Genomic DNA, 22627 nt, shown 5'->3' with positions numbered 1-22627 from the left:
GAGGACCACACTGTCCCGATCGCCCATCAGGCTATGCCAGCCTTGACGAGGCCGGTCACGATGGATCTCCCTCGGGTTGACCGCGTCAGGGCGTACGGCGGCGGAGGGTCGCGGCGCCCAGCAGGAGGGCGAGGACCGTACAGCCGGCGATGACCGCGATGTCGCGCCCGAGCGTGCCGGTCAGGCCGGAGTGGCCGGTCAGCTCCCGCATCGCCTCGACGAGGTACGACAGCGGCAGCACGTCGGCGATCCACCGCAGGACCGTGGACATCTGGTCGCGCGGCACGAACAGCCCGGCCAGCAGCACCTGCGGCAGGATGAACGCCGGCATGAACTGCACCGCCTGGAACTCCGTACGGGCGAAGGCGCTGGTGAACAGCCCCAGCGCGACGCCGAGCAGGGCCGCGAGGAGGGTCAGGACCACGAGCGTCCACACCGACCCCCGCAGGTCCAGGCCGAGCCAGGTGAGGGAGATGGTGGCGACGACCGCGACCTGGACGAGCGCGGTGACGCCGAACGCCAGGGCGTAGCCCAGCAGCAGGTCGAGCTTGCCGAGCGGCATCGTCATCAGCCGCTCCAGCGTGCCGCTCGTCCGCTCCCGCAGCGTGGCGACGCTGGTCACGATGAACATCACGACCAGCGGGAAGACGCCGAGCAGCATCGGCCCGAACCGGTCGAACGCCTCGGGCCGGTTCATGACGTACCGCAGCAGGACCATCAGCAGGCTGGGGACGACCACGATCAGCGCCAGCGTTCGGTGGTCGTGCCGGAGCTGGCTCAGGATCCGCCGGGCCGTCGCGAGGGTGACAGTGACGCTCACCGCCGGCCCACCTTCTCTCTCCGCTCGATGATCTTGAGGAAGGCCTGCTCGAGGTCGCCGGTGCCGGTCTGGTCGCGCAGCGCGCCGGGCGTGTCGTCGGCGATGATCCGGCCCTCCCGCATGAGCAGCAGCCGCTCGCACCGGGCGGCCTCGTCCATGACGTGGCTGGAGACGAGCAGGGTCGTCCCGCGACCGGCCAGCTCGTGGAACAGCTCCCACAGCTCGCCGCGCAGCACCGGGTCCAGCCCGACCGTCGGCTCGTCCAGGACGAGCAGCTCCGGCCGGCCGAGCAGCGCGACGGCGAGGCTCACCCGGTTCAGCTGGCCGCCGGACAGGGCGGCGACGAGCTGGTCGCGGGCGCCGCCGAGGCCGACCTCGTCGGTGACCCGGTCGACGTCGCCCTTCGGGGCGCCGAGCACGGCGGCGAAGTAGCGCAGGTTCTCCCGCACGGTGAGGTCGGCGTAGACGGCCGGCCGCTGGGTGGCGTAGCCGACGCGGTGGCGCAGCTCGCGGTGGCCGGCCGGGCGGCCGAGCACGGTGACGGTGCCGCCCTGGACGATCTGCACGCCGACGACGGCCCGCATGAGCGTCGTCTTGCCGCAGCCGCTCGGCCCGAGCAGGCCGACGACGGAACCGCGCGGCACGTCGAAGGTCAGATCGTGCAGGACCGGACGCCCGCCCCGCACGACCCGGAGGTCCCGAGCCTCGATGACGGAATTCATCATGCGTTGAAATTAGGCTTGCGCCCCTGACGTGTCAAGGGCTCCGAGCTTCGTCACCGATCGCCCACAGGACTCCGAATCCGCTCCGCGATCGGGGCATAGTGGCGCTCTCCCGTCGCGTCTACCGACATGACAGGACGAGAGAAGACCCGTGACCGGTACGAGAGGCGTCCCCCGACAAGACGCTGCTCGTCCGCGCCTACGACCACAGCGGCCGAGTGTTGAAGACGGTGCACACCACGATCAGCGCCACGCTCGCGGACTCCTGATCGGCGGGACGGGCGGATCAGCCCTCGAGGTACCGCTGGAGCGTCGGCGCCAGCAGCGCGACGAGTTCGTCCTCGGTCGCCGACGCCATCGGCTCGACCTGCACGATGTACTTCAGCATCACGACGCCCATCATCTGGGCCGCGGCCGCCGCGAGGTTCAGCGGCGGCAGGTCCAGGGTGTCGGCGACGCGGGTCAGGATCGTCCGGGTGATGAACTCCCGCAGCAGCGCCGCGCCCTGCTCCGTGGTGGCCGCCGACCGGAAGATGCCGACGAACTGCGGGCGCAGCCGCGGATCCGACCAGATCCGCAGGAAGGTCCGCGCCATCCGCTCGCCGATCTGCGCCCGCGGACCCGCCATGACCTGCCCGAGGAACACCGACGGGTCCACCGGGAACTCCATCGCCGCCGCGAAGAGCTCCTCCTTGGACCCGAAGAAGTGGTGGACCAGCGCCGGGTCCACCCTCGCCTCGCGGGCGATGGCCCGGATCGAGGCCTTGTCGTAGCCGCGCTCGCCGAACAGCACGCGCGCGGCCGCCAGGATGTCGTCCCGCGACGAGGACGGTCCCGGCCGGCGTCCCGGGCGGCGCGTCGGCGCCGTCATCCGCGGCGCCCCTCATCACTGGTCCGAGGGGCCGCCGACGCCGTCACGAGGGCGTGACCTCGCCCTCGGAGTTCACCTGCCAGTGGCCGGCGGAGGCGGCCGCGGCCAGGTGCAGGCGCGCGAACGCCAGCGACTCGGCGAGGTCGCTCTCCCGCTGTTCGCGGTCGGTGGCACGGCGCGTGTTGATCTCGACGACGATCTGGCCGGTGTACCGCTGGGCGGCCAGCCGCTCGAGCATCTGCGCGCACGGCTGGTTGCCCCGGCCCGGGACCAGGTGCTCGTCGCGGTTGACGATGCCGATGCCGTCGGCGAGGTGGATGTGCGCGAGCCGGTCACCGAGGGCGTCCGCCATCTCCAGCGGGTCCGAGCCGGACACGGCGGCGTGCGACAGGTCGACCGTCACGCTGGGATAGGGCAGGTCGACGGGATTCCAATGCGGGGAGTACATCCCGACCTCGGCCGTGCGCGCCCGTACGGGGAACATGTTCTCCACGGCGAAGACGACGTCGGTCTCCTCCTGCATGCGGGCGAGCCCCTGCTCGAACTCACGGGCGTACTCACGCTGCCAGCGGAAGGGGGGATGGACCACGACGACGTCGGCGCCGAGTTTCTCGGCGGTGTCCTTGGAGCGCATCAGCTTGCCCCAGGGCTCCCGCCCCCAGACCCGCTGGGTCAGCAGGAGGCACGGCGCGTGGATCGACGTGATCGGAATCTGGTGATAGTCGGACAGTCTGCGCAGCACGTCGATGTCCTGGCTCGCCGGATCGGCGGTGACCATGATCTCGATGCCGTCGTACCCGAGGCGCGCGGCGAGGTCGAACGCGGCCGGCGTCTTCTCCGGGTAGACCGACGCCGAGGACAGAACGATGGGCGCGTCGGGGACCTGGAGGACTTCTTCCACAATCGGCAAGCCTATGCGTTCCATCGGCTGGTCCGGCCAGCCGTCCCGGCGCCGGCCGTGACGGTGTGGTATTCCGGGGCGCCGTCCACCGTGGCGGCGTGACCACCGCCGGCGCCGTCCACCGTGGCGGCGCGATCACCGCCGGCGCCGTCCACCGTGGCGGCGCGATCACCGCCGGCGCCGTCTACCGTGGAGGCGTGATCGCCCCTGGAGCCATCGCCAGCCCCAACATCTGGAACAGTCCGCAGGTCTACGAGCTGGAGAACCGCGCGGTCGACCCGGACGGCCGGATCGAGCAGGCCATGCGCGAGATCCGGCCGTGGGACGGCGCGGTGGTGCTCGACGTGGGCTGCGGCACCGGTTTCCACCTGCCCGCGTTCGCACGGACGGCCGCGAAGGTCGTCGGCGTCGAACCGCACGCCGGACTGGCCGGCCTCGCCCGCCGCCGCGTCGCGGGCGTCCCCGACGTGGCCGTGCGCGTGGGCGCGGCCCAGGCGCTCCCGGTACCCGACGCGTCGGTGGACGTGGTCCACGCCCGCTGGGCGTACTTCTTCGGGCCCGGCTGCGAACCGGGCCTCACGGAGCTGAGCCGGGTCGTACGACGCGGGGGCGCGGCGTTCCTCATCGACAACGACGCCACGCGGTCGACGTTCGGGGCGTGGTTCCGGCGCTGGCTGCCGTCCTACGACCCCGTCACCGTCGAGCGGTTCTGGTCTCGGCATGGGTTCTCCCGTACGCCGCTGGACATTCGCTGGCGCTTCGACGACCGCGCGGACCTCGAGGCCGTACTGAAGATCGAGTTTCCGGCCGAGCTCGCCGCGGAGTTCCTGAGCGAGGTCGAGGGCTGTGAGGTCGACTACGCCGTCAACCTGTGGTGGCGGCGCTACTGACACGTACCCGGATCAGTCACCGGTCACGCGGGACGCGCCGAGCACGGCGAGGACGCGGTCGGCGACGGCCTGCATGCCCTTGGCGTTCGGATGGACGGGCGCGGCCGGGTTCGTGATCAGGATCCCCTCGACCCACCGGTCCGTGGAGCACATGTCGTGCCGCTGGGCGGTGCGGTACGCGTCGACGAAGCCCGCACCACCGCGCCGGGCCTCCTCGGCGAGCATCGTGTTGAGATGCCGCTCGAACCGGTCGAGGAACGGGATGTCGCCGGAGGCGGTGGGGACGTTCGGCCAGCAGCCCGTACGGGCGGGCAGCATCCGGGGATAGCCGACGACCAGGACGCGGGCGCGCGGGGCGCGGGCGTGGACGGCATGCAGGACCGCGGCGACCTTCGACGCGGTGGCGGAGATCCGCTGGTCCAGGGTCGAGCCGTAGTAGCGCGTGCAGGGCGCGCCGTGCGGACTGGCGAGGCTGAGCGTCGCGCAGGTCAGCACGATCCGGCTGTAGCCGATGTCGTTGCCGCCGATGCCGAGCGTCACCAGGGTGGTGTCGCCGGTCACCGCGTCGAGCTGCGGGATGTTCTTGCCGAACAGGACGGACTGTGCGCGGCTCATGTTCTCCGTCGTGGCGGCACTGCAGCTCACGTCGGTGAACGAGGCGGGCTGCAGCATCCGCGCCACCAGCGACGGATAGTTGTGGTCGGAGCGCAGGCAGGCGATCGGAGTGCCGTGCCGGTGCGGGATCAACGGCCCCGCCGTGAACGAGTCGCCGAGCGCGACGTAGCGGCCGGCGGCGGCGGCCTCCCGCGCCGAGACACCGGTGGCGCCGGTGGCGGAGCACGCCCGCCCGGAGCCACCGGCGACGAGCGTCGGAATCAACGCCATGAGTGCCGGCCACCTGCGCATCGCGCCCTCCCCTGCCCCTCTGCCCGCAAGTAAGGGCCGACGGACAGGCCCAGTCAACATACCTGTCCGAAGTCGGCCAGTGACTACTATGTCACCCACCGTCACCGAGGTCACTCTCATTTGTCGGCGGCGGGCCGTACAGTCGCGGGCATGGCGAAGAGCGTGAAGCAGGCGTACCGCTGCGCCGAGTGCGGTTGGCAGACCTCCAAGTGGGTCGGGCGCTGTGGCGAGTGCCAGGCGTGGGGCACCGTCGACGTGGCGGGCGCGGCGAAACCGGCGCGGGTCGTCACGCCCGGGCCGGTCAGCGCGCCGGCCCGGCCGATCGGCGAGGTCGACGTGCAGGCCGCGCAGACCACCGCCACGGGGCTGGACGAGCTCGACCGCGTGCTCGGCGGCGGCTTGGTGCCGGGTGCGGTGCTGCTGCTGGCCGGCGAGCCCGGCATCGGCAAGTCGACCCTGCTGCTCGAGGTCGCGGCGCTGCACGCCGACCGCGGCACCGCGCTGTACGTGACCGGTGAGGAGTCGGCGGAGCAGGTGCGGCTGCGGGCCGACCGGATCGGCGCGATCGCCGACCGGCTCTACCTCGCCTCCGAGACCGACCTGGCGGCCGTTCTCGGCCAGGTCGACGCCGTCGCCCCGGAGCTGCTGGTGGTCGACTCGATCCAGACGATCGGCTCCGCCGAGGTGGACGGCGCCGCCGGCGGGGTGAGCCAGGTCCGGGAGGTGGCGGCCAACCTGATCCGGGTCGCCAAGGAGCGCGGCATCACCACGGTCGTCGTCGGCCACGTGACCAAGGACGGCTCGATCGCCGGTCCGCGCGTCCTGGAGCACCTCGTGGACGTGGTGCTCTACTTCGAGGGCGACCGGCACAGCCGGCTCCGCATGATCCGCGCGGTGAAGAACCGCTACGGCCCCACCGACGAGCTGGGCTGCTTCGATCTGTCGGAGATGGGGATCATCGGGCTGGCCGATCCCAGCGGCCTGTTCCTGACCCGCCAGGAGAAGCCCGCGCCGGGCACCTGCGTGACGGTGACGCTGGAGGGCCGGCGGCCGCTGGTCGCGGAGGTGCAGTCGCTCGTCGCCCCCTCCCCGCTGGCCAACCCGCGGCGCATGACGTCCGGGCTGGACTCCGCGCGGATCGCGATGATGCTCGCGGTGCTGCAGCGCCGCTGCCGCATCAAGCTGCACGACCGCGACGTGTACGCCGCGACGGTCGGCGGCGTGCGGCTCAGCGAGCCGTCCGTCGACCTGGCCGTGGCGCTCGCCGTCGCGGGCGCGGCCAACGACGCCACCCTGCCTTCCGACCTGGTCGCCTTCGGCGAGGTCGGGCTGGCCGGTGAGGTGCGCGGCGTGCAGGCGGCCAAGCGGCGGCTCTCCGAGGCCGCCCGGCTCGGCTACCGGCGCGCCATCGTGCCCGGCGGGTCACTCGACCCCACATCCGGCCGCGCCGGTGGCACGATCGTGACGGATGAGGGTATGCAAGTGACAGAAGTGGACGACGTGTGGACGGCGATCGGCCTCGCGTTCGCGACGGCGGGAGCGGACGCGTGACCGCCGCGCGACCGCCGTCGGACGAGGGGAGCGGGTCGGCTTTTCGCGTTCACCGATAAACTGACCGCCGTTCAGAGACCTCCGGGGGTCACGTGCCAGCACAAGACAAGGGCAGAGACGAGCGACGCCGCGCAACGCTTGCCGCGATCGCTCCGGGGACGCAGCTCCGCGACGGGCTGGAACGCATCCTGCGGGGCCACACCGGTGCGTTGATCGTGATGGGCTACGACCGTGTCGTCGCCGGCCTGTGCACGGGTGGCTTCGAGCTCGACGTCGAGTTCTCCTCCACCCGGCTGCGCGAGTTGGCCAAGATGGACGGCGCGATCGTCATCGACGCCCACTGCACCCGCATCGTGCGCGCCGGCGTGCACCTGATGCCGGATCCGACGATCCCGACCGAGGAGTCCGGCACCCGGCATCGCACGGCCGAGCGGGTCGCCCGCCAGACCGGCTACCCGGTGCTGTCGGTCAGCCAGTCGATGCGGATCATCGCCCTCTACCTCGACGGCCAGCGCTACGTCCTGGAGGACTCGGCGGCCATCCTGTCCCGCGCCAACCAGGCCCTCGCCACCCTCGAGCGCTACAAGCTGCGGCTCGACGAGGTCTCCGGCACGCTGTCGGCGCTGGAGATCGAGGATCTCGTCACCGCGCGCGACGTCAGCGCGGTCGTGCAGCGCCTGGAGATGGTGCGCCGCATCGCCGACGAGATCAACGGCTACGTCGTCGAGCTCGGCACCGACGGACGGCTGCTGTCCCTGCAGCTCGACGAGCTGGTCTCCGGCGTCGACATCGACCGCGAGCTGATCGTGCGCGACTACCAGCCGGAGGACCACACCCGCTCGGTCGACGAGGTCCTCGCCGCGCTGAACCAGCTGTCGGCCTCCGAGCTCCTCGACCTGGCCACCGTGGCGGACGTCCTCGACTTCGGCGGCAACGACCCGCTGGACACACCGGTCAGCCCGAAGGGTTACCGGCTGCTCGCCAAGGTCCCCCGCCTGCCCGCCCTGCTGATGGAGCGCCTCGTCGAGCACTTCGGCGGCCTGCAGAAGCTCCTCGCCGCCAGCATCGACGACCTGCAGTCGGTCGGCGGGGTCGGCGAGTCCCGCGCCCGCAGCGTCCGCGAGGGCCTGTCCCGCCTGGCCGAGTCCTCGATCCTCGAACGCTACGTCTGACGCGACCGGTCCACCCGGCGGCAGGGACGCACGAAACCGGCCGCCCCGCGTGGAGCGCCGCCGACAGGACCCACGCGTAAGGCCGCAGCTCCCGGCTGCGGCCTTACGTTCGATACCGGCGTTCCAGAAAGGATCGCCGGGATCAGTCCTTGAAGACGTCCTTGACCTTCTCGCCCGCCTGCTTCGCGTCACCCTTGACCTGGTCGGCCTTGCCCTCGGCTTCCATCTCCTCGTTTCCGGTGACCTTGCCGACCGCTTCCTTCGCCTTACCCTTGATCTTGTCGCCGGTGTTGGCGGCCTTGTCCTGAGCGCTCATGTCGACTCCCCTTCTTCCGTGGATCGCTGTGGCCCGCCTCCTACCCGTCCTGGCGGCAAGGATGCCGATCCATCAGGACTGTTCGGCGCGGCGGATGCGCGATACGGGCCCGAAAAAAGAACTGGTCCCACGGCTGAAGCCGCAGGACCAGACGCTTGCGAGCGGGACCGGCCGCCGAGCCGGTCCGCCAAGTGAACCTTGCCGTCAGCGGCGCAGGCCGAATTTTCTGGCGACCATGCAGCCCAGGATGAGGCCGACGTAGCCGCCGACGTAGGTGCCGTTCCCGCCGGTGTAGTAGGCGCCGACGTAGCCGCCGAGGAGGCCGACGAGGAAGGTGATGACGCCGAAGGCGACGCCATCGATGCCATTGGTGCCGTTCATGAGCGCACCGACGCCGAAGGCGACCGCGAGCATGAGGACGATACCGAGAATCGTCACGATGAAGGGCATGAGGATCTCCGTTGTCATCTGGCCCGCGCGCAATGGCACGCGAACGATGGGTTTTTGACTGCCGCCCGCGGTATGCGAGCTTCAGGGGTTACCGTGCTGCCGGATGTGCGGCGCGGGATTCGAGGGAACCTGCTCCCGTGGCCGAGGCCGCAGGACCAGACGTTTGCGGGCGGAACCGGCCGCCGAGCCGGTTCACCGAGTGAGCCCCGCCGTCATCGGCGCTTCAGGACGCGCCGCCGGACGCCGATCATGACCCGGATGACGACGAGGGCCAGGAAGACGCCGGCGATAACGCCGGAGCATCCGCCGAGGACGGCGCCGACGATGACGAAGACGAAGCTGATGCCGGCGCCGGCGCTGGCGAAGACGATGCCGTTGTCGCGGTGCAGGAGAGCGCCGACGACGAGGGAGGGGAATGTGAAGCTGAAGCAGGTGGCGAGGATGATCACCACGTGAATGAGCATCGCGTGCATGAGGAATCTCCGTTGTCATTCGGCCCGCGTGCAATGGCACACGGACGACGGTTTTCGTTGTCGCCCGCGGTTGTCGGGCCTCAGCGGCTACTGTGCCGCGGCACGATCGTCACGCAACTACCGCATGCCGACGTTCGGCGGTCGCCGAGCATTCGGTACGACGCGGGCGGCGGACGGGAGCCGTCCCGGTTGTCGACCCGGTCGGCCGGGGTGACGAACCCGCCGCCATCGGGCAGTGCTCAGCCTGGCCTCCGTGCCGGCATGGAGCACCGCACGATCCACCGGACGGGTTCCTAGCGCAGGCGGAAGACCTGGCTCTGCGGCCGGACGCCGCCGCTCTTGGCGGTGACGACGTACGTCCCCGGGCGGGCGCGGGAGTCGCCGCCGCAGCGGGTGCGGTCCCAGTCGACGTCCGCGATGTACGGCACCCCGCGCCGGAGGAGCTGGAGATCGGAGGCGGGGCCGGCGGCGCACCGGTCGGACGACCAGACCGGGTCCGAGCCGGAGGTGATGCGCAGCCGCAGCGCCTTCCCGCCCACGTCGAACGTGCAGGCCCGGCGGCCGGTGTTCACCACGCTGATCCGGAACCGTGGGTGTTCCCTGTCCTGGTAGACGTCCTTGCTCGGCGTCAGCCCCACGACCACGTCCGCGTCGTCACAGGGATCCCCGCCGCGCGGCTTCGCGGCGGGTATGCCGGGCGTCACGGTGACCGTCACCGTGGCCTTCGGAGTGGCCGTCGGAGCGGCCGGTGTCGCCGCCGGGGTCACGGTGACCGGCAGCGGCGTCACCGAGGCCGCGGCGTTGCGCACCTGGGCCGTCGACTTCTTGTGATCGGGACCCGAGCAGGCCCACGCCATCAGGCCGATGGCGGTGATCCCCCCGGCCAGGACGTAGACCCGGCGGCGCCAGTAGGCGTCCGCCTCCCCCAGGTCCCCCTGCGTATCGGAGTCCATACGCTAAGTATCCTTTTTTGATCAGTGCGTGCTATCGCGACCCGCCGTGTCAGGATCGAACTCACCATGCACCGACCTACCTACGCCGAGCCCATTCTCAGCTGGTACACCGAACACGCGCGGGATCTGCCCTGGCGGCGGCCGGACGCCTCCCCCTGGGCGGTTCTGGTCAGCGAGATCATGCTGCAGCAGACGCCGGTCTCCCGGGTCCTGCCCGCCTACGAGGCGTGGCTGACCCGCTGGCCCACGCCCGCCGCGCTGGCCGCGGAGCCGCCGGGCGAGGCCGTCCGCGCCTGGGGACGGCTCGGCTATCCGCGGCGCGCGCTCAACCTCCACGCGAGCGCCCGCGCGATCGTCGATCGGCACGACGGGCAGGTGCCGCCCGCGTACGACGACCTGCGCGCGCTGCCGGGCGTGGGCGCGTACACGGCCGCGGCGGTGGCGAGCTTCGCCTACCGGCAGCGGCACGCGGTGCTGGACACCAACGTGCGCCGGGTGCTGGCCCGGATGGTCACCGGCGTCGAGTACCCGCCGAAGACCCAGACGGCCGGCGAAGTCCGCCTCGCCGAGTCGCTGCTGCCGCCGGACGCGGAGACGGCCGCGACCTGGGGCGTGGCGGTGATGGAGCTGGGGGCGCTCGTATGCACGGCCCGGACTCCGCGCTGCGCCGACTGCCCGGTGATCGCCTCCTGCGCGTGGCGGCTGGCGGGCAAGCCCCCGTACGACGGCCCCGCCCGGAAGGGGCAGACGTACGCCGGGACGGACCGCCAGTGCCGGGGCCGTCTCCTCGCCGTTCTGCGGCACGCCAGCGGCCCCGTGGAGCGCGCGGCGCTCGATGACGCGTGGGACGACGTACGGCAGCGTGAGCGCGCCCTCGCGTCGCTCATCGAGGACGGCCTCATCGACCCCCTGGACGACGGCCGGTTCACCCTCCCCCGCTGACCCCCAGAGGCGATGTGCGCAGGACCCGGCAGAGCCGGGATGCGTACACCCCGGTTCCAGGCCCTCGATCAGGCGGTGTCGGCCTTGGGCGGGCGGGCGCCTTGGACGGCCTCGACGAGGGTTGGGATCATGGCGTCGTCGAGTTCGACGACGAGCAGTTCGTCCTCGCCGAACCGCACGGAAGTGATCTCCTCGTCCGCGTGCCGGACGACCCGCAGTGCCGTGTTCTCGGGGACATGGGCGCACGTTGAGACGTACACGCCCTCAATCTTCATCTGCACGGTGACCTCCTGTGATCGGACTTTTCCATCTGCCTGACGATGATGTCACCGAGTGATTACGCTGCGGAATGACTGCAGCTCGTACCCCTCCGCTCTCCCCCGACGCGTACAAGGAGCCCGTACCCATGGCGAACTCCTCCGGCTTCGTCTCCTACTTCGGCACCGAACTACGACGCCACCGCGAGCGCATGGGCTGGCCTCGCGAACAACTCGCCGAGCGCGTCCCCTGGTCCGTCTGGACGGTCGCCTCCGTCGAGCAAGGCCGCCGCAAGCCCCCACCCGGCCTCGGCGAACACGCCGACGCCCTCTTCAACCTCCCCGGCGTCATGACCGAACTCTCCAAGAAGGCCCAAGACGACGGCAGCCCCTTCGGCGACCGCATCGAGCTTGAGCAGCGCGCGGACACGATCTACGAATACGACATGAGACTGGTACCAGGGCTACTTCAGACAAAGGCGTATGCCCGCTTAGTGCATCGAGCCCGTCGGCATCTATCCCCAGAAGAGGTCGAAGAGCTGGTCCAACTTCGGATGCGGCGTCAGCGGATTCTCGATCAAGAACCTCCACCTCTACTCCACGCGATCAGCGACGAAGCGGTCCTATGCCGCCGAATCGGTGATCCGGCGGCCTTCCGCGAGCAACTACAGAGGCTGGCTGTTCCTCGCCGAAACATCACCATCCAGATCCTTCCCTTCTCTGCCTGCCTGCACGAAGCGATCGGTGGGCCGATCAGCGTCATGCGTTTCCCTGATGCGCCTGACGTCGCGTACTCCGACGGCTGGTCACGCGGTCAGCTAATCGACACTCCGGGAGAGGTGCTTCGGGCGCACCGGGCATTTCAGCAACTCGCTGCCCTGGCGTTGCCACCCGACATGTCCGCGGAGATGATCGAGGCATATGCGGAGGAGGCGTAACAAAATGCGTGGATGGCGGAAGAGCAGCTACAGCGCTGACGGGGACTCGAACTGCGTCGAGGTGCAGCTTCGGTGGCGCAAGGCAACCTACAGGGGCACCGGGGATTCCAACTGCGTCGAGGTCATCGCATGGCCTCGCGTAAGCCCATGACTTGGACGGCGCCGGAGATCGCCCGCGATCCTGTTCCCTTCTCGGCGCTGGCGGCGGACGAGCGCGCGAGTGCGGAGGCGTGGCTGGACCACCATCGGCGGACGCTGCTGTGGAAGTGCGGCGGGCTGACCGCCGAGCAGCTCAAGCGGCGCAGTGTCGAGCCGTCCGGCCTGTCGCTGCTCGGCCTGGTCCGCCACATGGCCGAGGTGGAGCGCGACTGGTTCCGGTACCGGTTCGCCGGAGAGCGGCCCGGCTACCTGTACTGCACCGACGACGACCTGAACGCCGAGTTCGACGTGGCCGGCGCCGACGCGGAGGCGGACCTGGCCGCGTACGCCCGCGAGGTCGAGCTCGTCCGGAAGGTGACGGCGGGGCGCTCGCTCGACGAGACGTTCCTCGACCCGCGCCGGGGCATCGAGATGACCCTGCGCTGGGTGTACGCGCTGATGATCCAGGAGTACGCCCGGCACAACGGCCATGCCGACCTGCTGCGCGAACGCATCGACGGTGCCATCGGCCACTGAGACCGCTACCGTACGGCGCTCCCGGCGCCGTCGCCGAGGAAGGGCGCCAGTAGCTCGGCGGTGACGGCGCGCAGCCGGGCGCGGATCGCCGGGTCGTAGGTGCCTTCGTGTGCCCTCGCCTCCTTCCCGCCGTCGAAGTACCGGCCCGTGGCCGCGCCGCCGGCCGGCCCGACCGCGAGGTTCAGCACCGCCTTCGCCCCCGTGCCGACCGTGGACATGGGCGGCATCATCGCCTCCCGGACCATGTGGGTGTTCATGAACGTCGCGGGGTGCAGGCAGTTGACGGTGACACCGGTGTCCGCCAGTTCCTCCGCCAGGTCGAAGGTGAACGCGGCGAGCGCGAACTTGCTGCGGTAGTACGCCTGGGCGCCGGTGTAGTGCGCGTCCATCCGCAGGTCGTCGAGGTCGACCGGGGCCTGCCCGACCGAGCCGACGTTCACGATCCGCGCGGGTGCCCCGTCCCGCAGGGCCGGCGTCAGCCGCCGTGCCAGCAGCACCGGAGCCAGGTAGTTCACGGCGAACCGCAGCTCGTGGCCGTCCTCGCTCAGCCGCCGTCTGCGGTACGGCGGGCGGCCGGCGCCGATCCCCGCGTTGTTGACCAGCAGCCGGAGCCTGCCGTGGTCGGCGCGCACCCGGTCGGCCAGCTCGCGGGTCTGCGCGAGCGAGGCGAGGTCGGCGAGGTAGATCTCGGCGGTGCCGCCGGCCTTCTCGATCCGGTCGGCGACGGCGGCGGCCCGGTCGGCGTCCCTGCCGTGCACCAGGACGTGCGTCCCGTACTCCGCCAGGGCCTTGGCGACGGCCTGGCCGAGCCCGGCGGTGGCCCCGGTGACCAGGGCGATCCCGGTGTTCGTCATCTCTTCCCCCTCGTGATCCAGGTGAGTTCAGGTCGCTTTGGCCAGGCCGAGGACCCGTACGATCAGCCGGTCCCGGAGCCTGACGGGCAACCGTGCGATGAGCAGCATCGGCCGGACGTCGGAGTTGGCCAGGTACCGCGTCTTCGGCCGGGACGCTTCGATCGCCTTGACGATCGTGGCGGCGACCGTCTCGGGCTTGGACTGCCGCATCTTCGCGAGGGCGGCGCCCACGGCCGCCAGCTGCGGCCGGTAGAGCGCCAGGCGCGCGGGGTCGGCGTCCGCGAGGGCGGCCTCGGCCGCCTGATCCGCCTTCGCGAAGATCGGCGTCTCGACGGCCCCCGGGATGACGGTGACGACGGCGATGCCCTGTGCTCCGAGCTCGATGCGGAGGGCGTCGGACAGTGAGTCGAGCGCGGCCTTGCTCGCCGAGATCGGAGCGGCGAACGGCGCCGCGAGCCTGCCCGTCGGAGCGCTGATGTTGATCAGGCGGCCGTGGCCCTTCCAGAGCAGCGGCGCGAACGCCCGTACGACCTCGGCGGGCCCGAAGACGTTGATGGCGAACTGGCGGCGCAGCTCGTCGGCGGGCACCAGTTCCAGGGGGCCCTGGATGATGATCCCCGCGTTGTTGACGACGGCGTGCAGGCCCTGGCCGTCCTGGAGCCGCGCGACCTCCGCGGCGGCCTCGGCGACGCTGTCCGGGTCGGTGACGTCGGCCTGGATCTGGTCCACTCTCCGCAGTTCTCGCAGGTGTGGGGCGTCGCGGCGCACCCCGGCGTAGACGCGGTAGCCCCGCTCGGCCAGGGCGCGGACCGTCGCGGTGCCGATTCCTCCGGCGGCTCCGGTGACGAAGACCGCGCGCTCGTTCCGCTGCGCTGCCTGACTCATGTTCGACCTCACATGTACCTTGGGACATGTACTTTGGGACATGAGGATCATGAGCCGTCCCAGGAGGACATGTCAAGATGGACGTCCGATTCACGAGTGAGGACGGTGAGGCAGTGTCGCTGCGGCATGGCCTGCTCGGGCTGCTCGCCGAAGGACCGGCCAGCGGCTACGACCTGGCCCGGCGCTTCGAGGAGCACCTCGGTCCGGTGTGGCCGGCCCAGCACCCGAAGATCTACGCGGAGCTGTCCCGGCTCTCCGACGCCGGGATGATCGAGGTGGACAGCCACGGCCCGCGCGGCCGGAAGGCGTACCGGATCACCGAGACCGGACTGGCCGAGATACGCCGCTGGCTGACCGAGGAGAAGGTCGACCACACTCTCCGCATCGAGTCCGTCCTCCGGTCGTTCTTCTTCTGGCTCATGGAGCCCGACGACCTCCAGGCGCACCTGCGCCGCGAGCAGGAGTTCTTCGCCGAGATCGCCGAGGTCGCGCGCGGCTACGCGGCGGCCAAGGACCGCGGTGACTTCGGGACGAGCGGCCAGACCCGGTCCATGCGCGTGGCCGTGGAGGCCGCGACCCGGATCTACCAGGCGCTGGCCGACTGGGCCGAGTGGGCCCGGACCGTCCCCCCGGCGGTCCCGGCCACGGGCGACGACGCCGCGCCGGCCGCCCGCGCGGCCGATGGTGAGACCTGAGCCGCGGACTCACACCCCGGCCGGACCCGCGAGACGGCGCGGCCCGAGCCGGAGGCCCGCACGGTGGCGGGCCTCCGAGCCTTTGATCAGCTACCGCACTTCTGCCCGTTCAGGGTGAACGCCGTCGGCACCGGATTCCGGCCGGTCCAGGCGCCGGTGAACCCGACGGCCGCGGACGCGCCGGGGCGCAGGTGGCCGTTCCAGCTCAGGTTGACCGCGGTCACGCTCTTACCGGTCTGCCATGCCGCTGACGATGTAGGTGCCGACGGTGTCGTCGGGTTCGACGGCACCGATCAACCGCCGCCCTTGTCGTATCCGGTTTGCCAGGCGATGACGCCAGGCGGCCGACGCCGTCGGTCCCTGCGCGGCATCGGCGCTCATGAGTCCTGCGGCGCGAGAAGGCATTCCAACTGCTGGGCATCGGTAAGACCTGGCCCCCGGACGCGCATCGCGCGTCCGGGGGCCAGCCGCCGGCCGTTGTCGGCCGGCCATGTTGATCATCAGAGGCCGCGGTCGAGCACGCGAGCGGCTGCCAGGTTCTCGGCCGCGCCGCTGACGTTGCCTTCCGCCATGTCGGCGGCGGCTTCTTCCCGGAGGTAGTCCGCGACGGACCTCAGGGACTTACAGGCACACGTTCCGTAGCAGTTGCCACACGAGAGAAGTTGAGGCGGCTTACGGTTCATTTCGGGACCCTTCCATTTCGCCCTTTTTGGGTCCTTCCGCGAGAGCAGCGGATGGACGGTTCGACCCTTGATGCCGAACCAGGTAGGACCGTCCGGCCCTGCCGCCCGTCGGCAAGGTAGCGGCGCGGATCCGTGAATCCTTGAAAGCGGTTCAGCGCTTGACGGCGACGCCGCCCACCATGTGGGGCACCGGATCAGCCAGGTCGACCGGCCCGCCGGGGTGCCACTCGGTGACCTTGACGACCCCCGGCTCGATCAGGTCGAGGCCCTCGAAGAAGCGCTCGGTCTCGGCCGCGGTGCGCATCTTCATCGGAATGCCCTGCGAGCGGTACGCCTGCACCCCGCTCGCCAGCGGACTCTCCTCGTCCGCCGTGGGCACCACCGACAGGGCGAGCACGCTGCCGGGCGCCAGCGGCGCCATCAGGGACCGTACGACCGCAAGGGCCTCGTCCTCGTCGACGAAGAACTGCAGGATCGCGATGAGGGTCAGCGCGACCGGCCGGCTCAGGTCCAGGGTGTCGCGGAGGTCGGCGGACTCCAGTATGGCCTTGGTGTCCCGGAGATCGGCGTCGATGTAGGCGGTCCTGCCCTTGGCGGAACTGGTCAGCAGCGCCCGCGCGTGCGCCAGCACGATCGGGTCATTGTCGACGTACACCACGCGGGTCTCCGGCGCGATCCCCTGGGCGACCTCGTGGAGGTTCGGGGAGGTCGGCAGACCGGTGCCGATGTCCAGGAACTGCCGGATGCCCAGCTCGGTGACCAGATACCGGGTCATACGGAGCATGAAGTCGCGGTTGGCCCGCATCGAGACCGGCAGGGTGGGCAGGTGCTTGGCGATCTCGTCGGCCGCGGCGCGATCCGCCGCGAAATTGTCCTTACCGCCGAGCATGTAGTCGTAGATCCGCGCGGAATGCGCGATGTCGATGCGCAGATCCGACCCCTGCGCGGCGCCCGTCGACCCGCCGTTGACCTCGCTCGTCTCCACGCGCGACCTTCCGTAAGGTGCCTGGAGCAAGTGATCTTAATCCAGGACAGGCCACCCCCTCACAAGATCATCAATGCGGTGCCAGGGGCGCGGCGACCGGATCGACGGCGGGTGACCCGGCCACCGAGCGGAATGCTCGGAGAATGGCGGGCCACCCACCTGAAAAATGCGTCATTCCGGAACACTCACTGAAATCGCCCAGCGCCCCACGCAGACGGAGGTCTTCAAGCGCGCGGCCCGCCGTGCGCGCGATGTGGAGGTCTACCCGTCCGTGGGATGACCGAGGATCAGAAGCCGGCGACCGCGCGCGGGGTGTAGGGCTTCTCCAGCCGGGCGATCTCGTCGTCGGTGAGCCGCAGCTCCAACGCGGCCAGGGCGTCGTCGAGGTGCCGGTCCCGTCCCATGCCGACGATCGGCGCCGTGACGAACGGCTTGCTCAGCACCCAGGCGAGCGCCACCTGGGCGCGCGGCACGCCACGTGCCTCGGCGATCTCGGTGACGGCCTCGACGATCTCCCGGTCGCCCTCCTGGTAGAGGGTCTTGCCGAACTCGTCGGTGGCGGTGCGGTGGGTCGTCTCGTCCCAGGCGCGGGTGAGACGGCCACGGGCCAGCGGGCTCCACGGGATGACGCCGACGCCCTGGTCCGCGCAGAGCGGCATCATCTCGCGCTCCTCCTCTCGGTAGAGGAGGTTGTAGTGGTTCTGCATGGTCACGAAGCGCGTCCACCCGCGCCGTTCCGCGGTGAACTGCGCCTTGGCGAACTGCCAGGCGTACATGGACGAGGCGCCGATGTAGCGGGCCTTGCCGGCCTTCACCACGTCGTGCAGCGCCTCCATGGTCTCCTCGATGGGCGTCGAGGGGTCCCAGCGGTGGATCTGGTAGAGGTCGACGTAGTCGGTGCCGAGACGGCGCAGGCTGTTGTCGATCTCCGTCATGATCGCCTTACGGGACAGCCCGCCGCCGTTCGGGCCGGGCCGCATCCGCCCGTGCACCTTGGTCGCCAGGACGATCTCGTCTCGCCGGGCGTAGTCGGCCAGGGCCCGGCCGACGATCTCCTCGCTGGTGCCGTCCGAGTAGACGTTGGCGGTGTCGAAGAAGTTGATCCCGGCCTCGGCGGCGCGACGGATCAGCGGGCGGCTCTGCTCCTCGTCCAGGGTCCAGGCGTGGTTCCCCCGGTCGGGCAGGCCGAAGCTCATGCACCCCACGCAGATCCGCGACACGTCCATGCCGGTCGTGCCGAGTTTCACGTACTCCATTCGTCTCCCTCTCCCTCGAATGCCGCGCGGCGAGCGAAAAGCTCGGTCAACAGCCTGCCACCAGCCGACATCCCGCACTATTTCGGGTGCCCAGCTCAGCTTCACCGAGCGTTCGACACGTCCACCCACAACGAAGAGAGGGCCCGCTGGTGCGGGCCCTCTCGCATGTGGGAGCGATCGAATGATCGTGTGTTGGAACCCCGACGCGTCGGCGCCGAAGCGGTTAGCGGAGGTCCTCGACGATGGTGACCACGTTCTCGTCTCCGCCGTCGACGACTCCGCCCTCGTGGGCCTTGAGGATGGTGACCTCGGCACTCCACGTGGTGACGATGCCCTTGTCGAAGAGGTCGCCGACGGTCGCCTGGGCACCCCGGCACACGCGGAGGCGGCCCTTGCGGGACACCTTGCCGATCCCGGCCTCACCACCGAGCTCCACATCGACACGGCCGTAGTCGATGACCGTGCCGACGCCGACGTGCCCGCCGACCTCGACGCAGCCTTCGTCGAAGACCTTGGTGATGGTGGCCCGGCCCTTGACGATGGCCTTGCCCTGGCCGCGGATCTCGCCGATCACGGCCTTGGTGCTGGTCTCGACGGTGACGATCGCCTCGCCGAAGACCTCACCGATGGTCGCGTGGCCGCCCTCGCTGAGGACGACGCGGCTCTCGGCACCGGACACCTCGCCGATGGTGGCATCGGCGACACCGGAGACCCAGACGTGGCCTCCGCTGTGAACCTTGCCGATCGTCGCCCGGCCGAGGAGGTCGACGCCGCCTCGCATCATGCTGCCGATCATGCCCGGGTTGTCGTCGGTGGTGACCTCACCGATCGTGGCCTGGCCGCCTTCGTACACGAAGAGGCGACCGGTCACGGTGTCGGCCCGCAGCTTCCCGCCGTTGAGGACGGCGACGAGGCCGGTGACGTCGGCGCGTTCGACCTCCTCGCCTGCTTTGACGACGAGGTCGAAGTTGCTCAGGTCCACACCACTCATGCCTACGATCGACATGTCGTTCCTTTCGTTTTTGTTGCGACCCCACTCTGGTTGGGGAACGCATCACCCGATTTGCGTAAAACGCCCCAGTTAGTCCGGAGGCGTTGCGAGAGACCGCACGGATAACGATCCACTTCGCAATGACCATTTGACGCAACGACGAGGCCCCGCGTTCCGTGCGGAACGCGGGGCCTCTGACGTGCTCGTACTACGGGTGGTTGACCGACTCGGCCGCGGGCGGCGGGGAGTCGGGCACCGAGGCGGGCTTCGGCTCACCGGTGAAGGTGAACTTGGCGGTCTCGCCGGTGCCCTCGACACCGACGATGACGATCTCGCCGGCGCGCAGCTCGTTGTACAGGATCTTCTCGGACAGGTTGTCCTCGATCTCCCGCTGGATCGTGCGACGCAGCGGACGGGCGCCCAGCACCGGGTCGTACCCGCGCTCGGCCAGCAGGTCCTTGGCCTCCTGACGAAGCTCGATGCCCATGTCGCGGTCCTTCAGCCGCTCGTCCACCTTGGCGATCATCAGGTCGACGATCTGGATGATCTCCTTCGGCGTGAGCTGGTGGAAGACCACGGTGTCGTCGACACGGTTCAGGAACTCGGGCCGGAAGTGCTGCTTGAGCTCCTCGTTGACCTTCGCCTTCATCCGGTCGTACGACCCCTGCTGGTCGTTCTCCCGGGCGAAGCCGACGGAGACGCCCTTGGAGATGTCGCGGGTGCCGAGGTTCGTCGTCATGATCACGACGGTGTTCTTGAAGTCGACGACCCGGCCCTGGGCGTCGGTCAGGCGACCGTCCTCCAGGATCTGCAGCAGCGAGTTGAAGATGTCCGGGTGGGCCTTCTCGATCTCGTCGAACAGGACGACGGAGAACGGCTTGCGGCGGACCTTCTCGGTCAGCTGGCCGCCCTCTTCGTACCCGACGTAACCGGGCGGGGAGCCGAACAGCCGCGAGACCGTGTGCTTCTCCATGAACTCGGACATGTCGAGCTGGATCAGCGCGTCCTCGTCGCCGAACAGGAACTCCGCCAGGGTCTTGGACAGCTCCGTCTTACCGACACCGGACGGGCCGGCGAAGATGAACGAACCGCCCGGACGCTTCGGGTCCTTCAGGCCGGCGCGGGTACGGCGGATCGACTGGGACAGCGCCTTGATGGCGTCGTTCTGGCCGATGACCCGCTTGTGGAGCTCGTCCTCCATGCGGAGCAGCCGCGCGGACTCCTCCTCGGTGAGCTTGAAGACCGGGATGCCGGTGGCCGTGGCGAGGACCTCGGCGATGAGCTCCTCGGTGACCTCGGCGACGACGTCCATGTCGCCGGCCTTCCACTCCTTCTCCCGCTGCGCCTTGGCCTGGAGAAGCTGCTTCTCCTTGTCGCGCAGCGCGGCGGCCTTCTCGAAGTCCTGCGCGTCGATCGCGGACTCCTTCTCGCGTCGCACGTCGGCGATCTTCTCGTCGTACTCGCGCAGGTCCGGCGGCGCGGTCATGCGGCGGATCCGCATCCGCGAGCCGGCCTCGTCGATGAGGTCGATCGCCTTGTCGGGCAGGAACCGGTCGCTGATGTAGCGGTCGGCGAGCTGGGCGGCGGCCACCAGCGCGCTGTCGGTGATCGACACGCGGTGGTGCGCCTCGTAGCGGTCCCGCAGGCCCTTGAGGATCTCGATCGTGTGGCTGAGCGAGGGCTCGGCCACCTGGATCGGCTGGAAACGGCGCTCCAGCGCGGCGTCCTTCTCCAGGTACTTGCGGTACTCGTCCAGCGTCGTGGCGCCGATGGTCTGCAGCTCACCGCGGGCCAGCATCGGCTTCAGGATGCTGGCGGCGTCGATCGCGCCCTCGGCGGCGCCCGCCCCGACGAGCGTGTGCAGCTCGTCGATGAACAGGATGATGTCGCCGCGCGTGCGGATCTCCTTGAGCACCTTCTTCAGGCGCTCTTCGAAGTCACCGCGGTAGCGGGAACCGGCGACCAGGGCGCCGAGGTCCAGCGTGTAGAGCTGCTTGTCCTTCAGCGTCTCGGGAACCTCGCCCTTGACGATCTTCTGGGACAGGCCCTCCACGACGGCGGTCTTGCCGACGCCGGGCTCCCCGATCAGCACCGGGTTGTTCTTGGTACGGCGGGACAGCACCTGCATGACCCGCTCGATCTCTTTCTCTCGCCCGATGACGGGGTCGAGTTTGCCCTCGCGCGCGGCCTGGGTCAGGTTGCGGCCGAACTGGTCCAACACCAGCGAGGTCGAAGGCGCCGCCTCCGACGGGCCGCCGGACGACGCCGGCTCCTTGCCCTGGTAACCGTGCAGCAGCTGGATGACCTGCTGGCGGACGCGGTTCAGATCGGCGCCCAGCTTCACCAGGACCTGGGCCGCCACGCCCTCACCCTCGCGGATCAGGCCCAGCAGGATGTGCTCGGTCCCGATGTAGTTGTGGCCGAGCTGCAGCGCCTCACGCAACGACAGCTCAAGGACCTTCTTCGCCCGCGGAGTGAACGGGATGTGTCCCGAAGGAGCCTGCTGCCCCTGGCCGATTATCTCTTCGACCTGCTGGCGGACGGCCTCGAGGCTGATGCCCAGACTCTCCAGAGCCTTGGCGGCAACACCCTCGCCCTCGTGGATGAGGCCCAAGAGGATGTGCTCGGTGCCGATGTAGTTGTGGTTGAGCATCCTGGCCTCTTCCTGAGCCAGGACGACAACCCGCCGCGCGCGGTCCGTAAACCTCTCGAACATCTCGTCGCTCCTCACAGAGCGGTCGGGCAGAAGCCGGGATGTCCGACCCTGTCCTCCCGCATGCTAGCCCGCCCCGCGGTCCCTACCTCGGCGCCGTACCAGAGAAGATTCCCCGGGCTAGGACTGTTCATCCTCATCCAACTACCGCGCGGGCCCCGGATGTTCCCCGTACGCCGCAAGCGAACGGCCCGCCGCCGACAAAACTCGGGCAACGGGCCGGTCTGACTTCTCTGTGCCGCGGGTCAGTGCGCGCGCTCGTACTCTTCGACGACAGTCGCCGGGATGCGGCCACGCTCGTTGACCTTGATCCCACGCGCCTTCGCCCACGCACGGATGTCCGCGCTACGCTCGCGGCTCGAGGCGGCACGGCTGCGGCGGCGGCGTCCCACACCGGCCCTCCGCGCGTGCTCCACGAACGGCGACAGAGAATCACGCAGCTTCTTCGCGTTGTCGCTGCTGAGATCGATCTCATAGGAGACACCGTCGATAGAGAACGGAACCGTCTCCTCCGCCTCGCCGCCATCGAGGTCGTCGATGAGGCGCTTAATGATCTGCTCTGCCATGGAGACTGACCTTTCACCGGAGCAAACTGCATTCGGTTGCCAAAGATATACCGCGACGGTGGCCGATGACAATTCGAACCACAGATCCGAGTTTAGCACGCCCGTTACGCAGCGTTATCCCCGGCAATCGCTCCGGATCCTCCGGGTTACTCGCCGCTCCGG

27 protein-coding genes are annotated in these 22627 nt (G+C 69.9%); 8 read left to right on the top strand and 19 right to left on the bottom strand.

The annotated features are described in order from the left end of the window. Positions 1-85 precede the first annotated feature (85 nt). The 4 genes from ABD978_RS10210 to ABD978_RS10195 all read right to left on the bottom strand — a co-directional run bounded on the left by ABD978_RS10210 (position 86) and on the right by ABD978_RS10195 (position 3314). The gene (locus ABD978_RS10210) at positions 86-820 is read right to left on the bottom strand and encodes an ABC transporter permease (protein WP_345352087.1); all 735 of its coding nucleotides are present in this window, start codon (positions 818-820) and stop codon (positions 86-88) included. Continuing rightward, on the bottom strand, positions 817-1545 hold the full coding sequence (locus tag ABD978_RS10205) for an ABC transporter ATP-binding protein (protein ID WP_345352084.1): 729 nt from the start codon (positions 1543-1545) through the stop codon (positions 817-819). Before ABD978_RS10205 ends, ABD978_RS10210 begins: the two co-directional genes overlap by 4 nt. 283 nt (positions 1546-1828) lie before the next feature. Next, entirely contained in the window at positions 1829-2413 is a 585-nt protein-coding gene (locus ABD978_RS10200) for a TetR/AcrR family transcriptional regulator (protein ID WP_345352081.1), read from the bottom strand. A gap of 43 nt (positions 2414-2456) precedes the next feature. Beyond that, entirely contained in the window at positions 2457-3314 is an 858-nt protein-coding gene (locus ABD978_RS10195; protein ID WP_345352078.1) for a sugar phosphate isomerase/epimerase family protein, read from the bottom strand. 302 nt (positions 3315-3616) lie between these two features. Between ABD978_RS10195 and ABD978_RS10190 the strand changes: the two genes are divergently transcribed. After that, complete coding sequence (locus ABD978_RS10190) at positions 3617-4204, top strand: class I SAM-dependent methyltransferase (RefSeq protein ID WP_345353672.1); 588 nt, start codon at positions 3617-3619, stop codon at positions 4202-4204. Positions 4205-4216: 12 nt separating this feature from the next. On the opposite strand, the gene ABD978_RS10185 is transcribed toward ABD978_RS10190, so the two are convergent. Further along, positions 4217-5110, bottom strand: a complete 894-nt coding sequence (locus ABD978_RS10185; protein WP_345352075.1) for an SGNH/GDSL hydrolase family protein — start codon at positions 5108-5110, stop codon at positions 4217-4219. Between the two features lie 150 nt (positions 5111-5260). Here ABD978_RS10185 and radA point away from each other — a divergent pair, with 150 nt between their 5' ends. Continuing rightward, positions 5261-6661 (top strand): DNA repair protein RadA, encoded by a 1401-nt coding sequence (gene radA / locus ABD978_RS10180; RefSeq protein WP_345352072.1) that lies wholly within the window; start codon positions 5261-5263, stop codon positions 6659-6661. A gap of 92 nt (positions 6662-6753) precedes the next feature. Continuing rightward, positions 6754-7833, top strand: coding sequence for a DNA integrity scanning diadenylate cyclase DisA (gene disA / locus ABD978_RS10175; RefSeq protein ID WP_345352069.1), 1080 nt, complete (start codon positions 6754-6756; stop codon positions 7831-7833). A 142-nt stretch (positions 7834-7975) separates the two neighbouring features. Here disA and ABD978_RS10170 read toward each other — a convergent pair whose 3' ends face one another. The 4 genes from ABD978_RS10170 to ABD978_RS10155 all read right to left on the bottom strand — a co-directional run bounded on the left by ABD978_RS10170 (position 7976) and on the right by ABD978_RS10155 (position 10025). Then, complete coding sequence (locus ABD978_RS10170) at positions 7976-8149, bottom strand: CsbD family protein (protein ID WP_345352066.1); 174 nt, start codon at positions 8147-8149, stop codon at positions 7976-7978. A 204-nt stretch (positions 8150-8353) separates the two neighbouring features. Further along, positions 8354-8599, bottom strand: coding sequence for a hypothetical protein (locus ABD978_RS10165; RefSeq protein WP_345352063.1), 246 nt, complete (start codon positions 8597-8599; stop codon positions 8354-8356). A gap of 212 nt (positions 8600-8811) precedes the next feature. Then, positions 8812-9072, bottom strand: a complete 261-nt coding sequence (locus tag ABD978_RS10160; protein ID WP_345352060.1) for a hypothetical protein — start codon at positions 9070-9072, stop codon at positions 8812-8814. A gap of 293 nt (positions 9073-9365) precedes the next feature. After that, complete coding sequence (locus ABD978_RS10155) at positions 9366-10025, bottom strand: hypothetical protein (protein WP_345352057.1); 660 nt, start codon at positions 10023-10025, stop codon at positions 9366-9368. 66 nt (positions 10026-10091) lie between these two features. On the opposite strand from ABD978_RS10155, the gene ABD978_RS10150 reads away from it, so the two are divergent. Next, on the top strand, positions 10092-10967 hold the full coding sequence (locus ABD978_RS10150; RefSeq protein WP_345352054.1) for an HhH-GPD family protein: 876 nt from the start codon (positions 10092-10094) through the stop codon (positions 10965-10967). A 68-nt stretch (positions 10968-11035) separates the two neighbouring features. On the opposite strand, the gene ABD978_RS10145 is transcribed toward ABD978_RS10150, so the two are convergent. Continuing rightward, positions 11036-11248, bottom strand: a complete 213-nt coding sequence (locus ABD978_RS10145; protein WP_345352051.1) for a hypothetical protein — start codon at positions 11246-11248, stop codon at positions 11036-11038. A gap of 125 nt (positions 11249-11373) precedes the next feature. Here ABD978_RS10145 and ABD978_RS10140 point away from each other — a divergent pair, with 125 nt between their 5' ends. Genes ABD978_RS10140 through ABD978_RS10130 form a run of 3 tightly spaced genes read left to right on the top strand, consistent with a single transcriptional unit; the run spans position 11374 to position 12837 of the window. Next, complete coding sequence (locus ABD978_RS10140) at positions 11374-12162, top strand: helix-turn-helix domain-containing protein (protein WP_345352048.1); 789 nt, start codon at positions 11374-11376, stop codon at positions 12160-12162. Then, positions 12146-12313 (top strand): DUF397 domain-containing protein, encoded by a 168-nt coding sequence (locus ABD978_RS10135; protein ID WP_345352045.1) that lies wholly within the window; start codon positions 12146-12148, stop codon positions 12311-12313. Before ABD978_RS10140 ends, ABD978_RS10135 begins: the two co-directional genes overlap by 17 nt. Then, the gene (locus tag ABD978_RS10130; protein ID WP_345352042.1) at positions 12310-12837 is read left to right on the top strand and encodes a DinB family protein; all 528 of its coding nucleotides are present in this window, start codon (positions 12310-12312) and stop codon (positions 12835-12837) included. Before ABD978_RS10135 ends, ABD978_RS10130 begins: the two co-directional genes overlap by 4 nt. Positions 12838-12842: 5 nt before the next feature. Here the strand turns inward: ABD978_RS10130 and ABD978_RS10125 are convergent, their stop codons facing one another. Both ABD978_RS10125 and ABD978_RS10120 read right to left on the bottom strand, forming a co-directional pair. Then, the gene (locus ABD978_RS10125) at positions 12843-13691 is read right to left on the bottom strand and encodes an SDR family NAD(P)-dependent oxidoreductase (RefSeq protein WP_345352039.1); all 849 of its coding nucleotides are present in this window, start codon (positions 13689-13691) and stop codon (positions 12843-12845) included. 27 nt (positions 13692-13718) lie between these two features. Further along, on the bottom strand, positions 13719-14576 hold the full coding sequence (locus tag ABD978_RS10120) for an SDR family NAD(P)-dependent oxidoreductase (RefSeq protein ID WP_345352036.1): 858 nt from the start codon (positions 14574-14576) through the stop codon (positions 13719-13721). Between the two features lie 77 nt (positions 14577-14653). On the opposite strand from ABD978_RS10120, the gene ABD978_RS10115 reads away from it, so the two are divergent. Further along, a complete protein-coding gene (locus ABD978_RS10115) occupies positions 14654-15271 on the top strand; it encodes a helix-turn-helix transcriptional regulator (protein ID WP_345352033.1) in 618 nt (205 codons plus the stop codon). A gap of 86 nt (positions 15272-15357) precedes the next feature. Here ABD978_RS10115 and ABD978_RS10110 read toward each other — a convergent pair whose 3' ends face one another. From ABD978_RS10110 to ABD978_RS10080, 7 genes are all read right to left on the bottom strand, one after another. Continuing rightward, entirely contained in the window at positions 15358-15495 is a 138-nt protein-coding gene (locus tag ABD978_RS10110) for a cellulose binding domain-containing protein (protein ID WP_345352030.1), read from the bottom strand. A gap of 4 nt (positions 15496-15499) precedes the next feature. Further along, positions 15500-15652 (bottom strand): hypothetical protein, encoded by a 153-nt coding sequence (locus tag ABD978_RS10105; protein WP_345352027.1) that lies wholly within the window; start codon positions 15650-15652, stop codon positions 15500-15502. Between the two features lie 453 nt (positions 15653-16105). Then, positions 16106-16939 (bottom strand): SAM-dependent methyltransferase, encoded by an 834-nt coding sequence (locus ABD978_RS10100; RefSeq protein ID WP_345352024.1) that lies wholly within the window; start codon positions 16937-16939, stop codon positions 16106-16108. Positions 16940-17226: 287 nt separating this feature from the next. After that, positions 17227-18195 (bottom strand): aldo/keto reductase, encoded by a 969-nt coding sequence (locus tag ABD978_RS10095; protein ID WP_345352021.1) that lies wholly within the window; start codon positions 18193-18195, stop codon positions 17227-17229. A gap of 223 nt (positions 18196-18418) precedes the next feature. Further along, positions 18419-19201 carry a hypothetical protein gene (locus ABD978_RS10090; protein WP_345352018.1) on the bottom strand — a complete coding sequence of 261 codons (783 nt, stop codon included), beginning with the start codon at positions 19199-19201 and terminating at the stop codon, positions 18419-18421. Positions 19202-19394: 193 nt separating this feature from the next. After that, positions 19395-21902 (bottom strand): ATP-dependent Clp protease ATP-binding subunit, encoded by a 2508-nt coding sequence (locus tag ABD978_RS10085; RefSeq protein WP_345352015.1) that lies wholly within the window; start codon positions 21900-21902, stop codon positions 19395-19397. Positions 21903-22144: 242 nt separating this feature from the next. Then, the gene (locus ABD978_RS10080) at positions 22145-22465 is read right to left on the bottom strand and encodes a histone-like nucleoid-structuring protein Lsr2 (protein WP_252779361.1); all 321 of its coding nucleotides are present in this window, start codon (positions 22463-22465) and stop codon (positions 22145-22147) included. Positions 22466-22627: the final 162 nt, after the last annotated feature.

The organism is Actinoallomurus liliacearum, assembly GCF_039542035.1.
GTDB classification, from domain to species: Bacteria; Actinomycetota; Actinomycetes; order Streptosporangiales; family Streptosporangiaceae; genus Actinoallomurus; species Actinoallomurus liliacearum.
Note: the sequence above shows the minus strand (reverse complement) of the source record. Positions and strands in the feature narration are given on the sequence as shown.

Bases quoted from the DNA above. Each gene is read 5' to 3' on its own strand.
- ABD978_RS10130 (WP_345352042.1), top strand. From the start codon at position 12,310: ATGACTTGGACGGCGCCGGAGATCGCCCGCGATCCTGTTCCCTTCTCG.
- ABD978_RS10160 (WP_345352060.1), bottom strand. From the start codon at position 9,072: ATGCACGCGATGCTCATTCACGTGGTGATCATCCTCGCCACCTGCTTC.
- ABD978_RS10080 (WP_252779361.1), bottom strand. From the start codon at position 22,465: ATGGCAGAGCAGATCATTAAGCGCCTCATCGACGACCTCGATGGCGGC.
- ABD978_RS10085 (WP_345352015.1), bottom strand. From the start codon at position 21,902: ATGTTCGAGAGGTTTACGGACCGCGCGCGGCGGGTTGTCGTCCTGGCT.
- ABD978_RS10170 (WP_345352066.1), bottom strand. From the start codon at position 8,149: ATGAGCGCTCAGGACAAGGCCGCCAACACCGGCGACAAGATCAAGGGT.
- ABD978_RS10090 (WP_345352018.1), bottom strand. From the start codon at position 19,201: ATGTCGATCGTAGGCATGAGTGGTGTGGACCTGAGCAACTTCGACCTC.
- ABD978_RS10200 (WP_345352081.1), bottom strand. From the start codon at position 2,413: ATGACGGCGCCGACGCGCCGCCCGGGACGCCGGCCGGGACCGTCCTCG.
- ABD978_RS10185 (WP_345352075.1), bottom strand. From the start codon at position 5,110: ATGCGCAGGTGGCCGGCACTCATGGCGTTGATTCCGACGCTCGTCGCC.
- ABD978_RS10095 (WP_345352021.1), bottom strand. From the start codon at position 18,195: ATGGAGTACGTGAAACTCGGCACGACCGGCATGGACGTGTCGCGGATC.
- ABD978_RS10190 (WP_345353672.1), top strand. From the start codon at position 3,617: ATGCGCGAGATCCGGCCGTGGGACGGCGCGGTGGTGCTCGACGTGGGC.
- ABD978_RS10165 (WP_345352063.1), bottom strand. From the start codon at position 8,599: ATGCCCTTCATCGTGACGATTCTCGGTATCGTCCTCATGCTCGCGGTC.
- ABD978_RS10115 (WP_345352033.1), top strand. From the start codon at position 14,654: ATGGACGTCCGATTCACGAGTGAGGACGGTGAGGCAGTGTCGCTGCGG.
- ABD978_RS10155 (WP_345352057.1), bottom strand. From the start codon at position 10,025: ATGGACTCCGATACGCAGGGGGACCTGGGGGAGGCGGACGCCTACTGG.
- ABD978_RS10120 (WP_345352036.1), bottom strand. From the start codon at position 14,576: ATGAGTCAGGCAGCGCAGCGGAACGAGCGCGCGGTCTTCGTCACCGGA.
- ABD978_RS10205 (WP_345352084.1), bottom strand. From the start codon at position 1,545: ATGATGAATTCCGTCATCGAGGCTCGGGACCTCCGGGTCGTGCGGGGC.
- ABD978_RS10105 (WP_345352027.1), bottom strand. From the start codon at position 15,652: ATGAGCGCCGATGCCGCGCAGGGACCGACGGCGTCGGCCGCCTGGCGT.
- ABD978_RS10150 (WP_345352054.1), top strand. From the start codon at position 10,092: ATGCACCGACCTACCTACGCCGAGCCCATTCTCAGCTGGTACACCGAA.
- ABD978_RS10135 (WP_345352045.1), top strand. From the start codon at position 12,146: ATGCGGAGGAGGCGTAACAAAATGCGTGGATGGCGGAAGAGCAGCTAC.
- ABD978_RS10125 (WP_345352039.1), bottom strand. From the start codon at position 13,691: ATGACGAACACCGGGATCGCCCTGGTCACCGGGGCCACCGCCGGGCTC.
- radA (WP_345352072.1), top strand. From the start codon at position 5,261: ATGGCGAAGAGCGTGAAGCAGGCGTACCGCTGCGCCGAGTGCGGTTGG.
- ABD978_RS10140 (WP_345352048.1), top strand. From the start codon at position 11,374: ATGGCGAACTCCTCCGGCTTCGTCTCCTACTTCGGCACCGAACTACGA.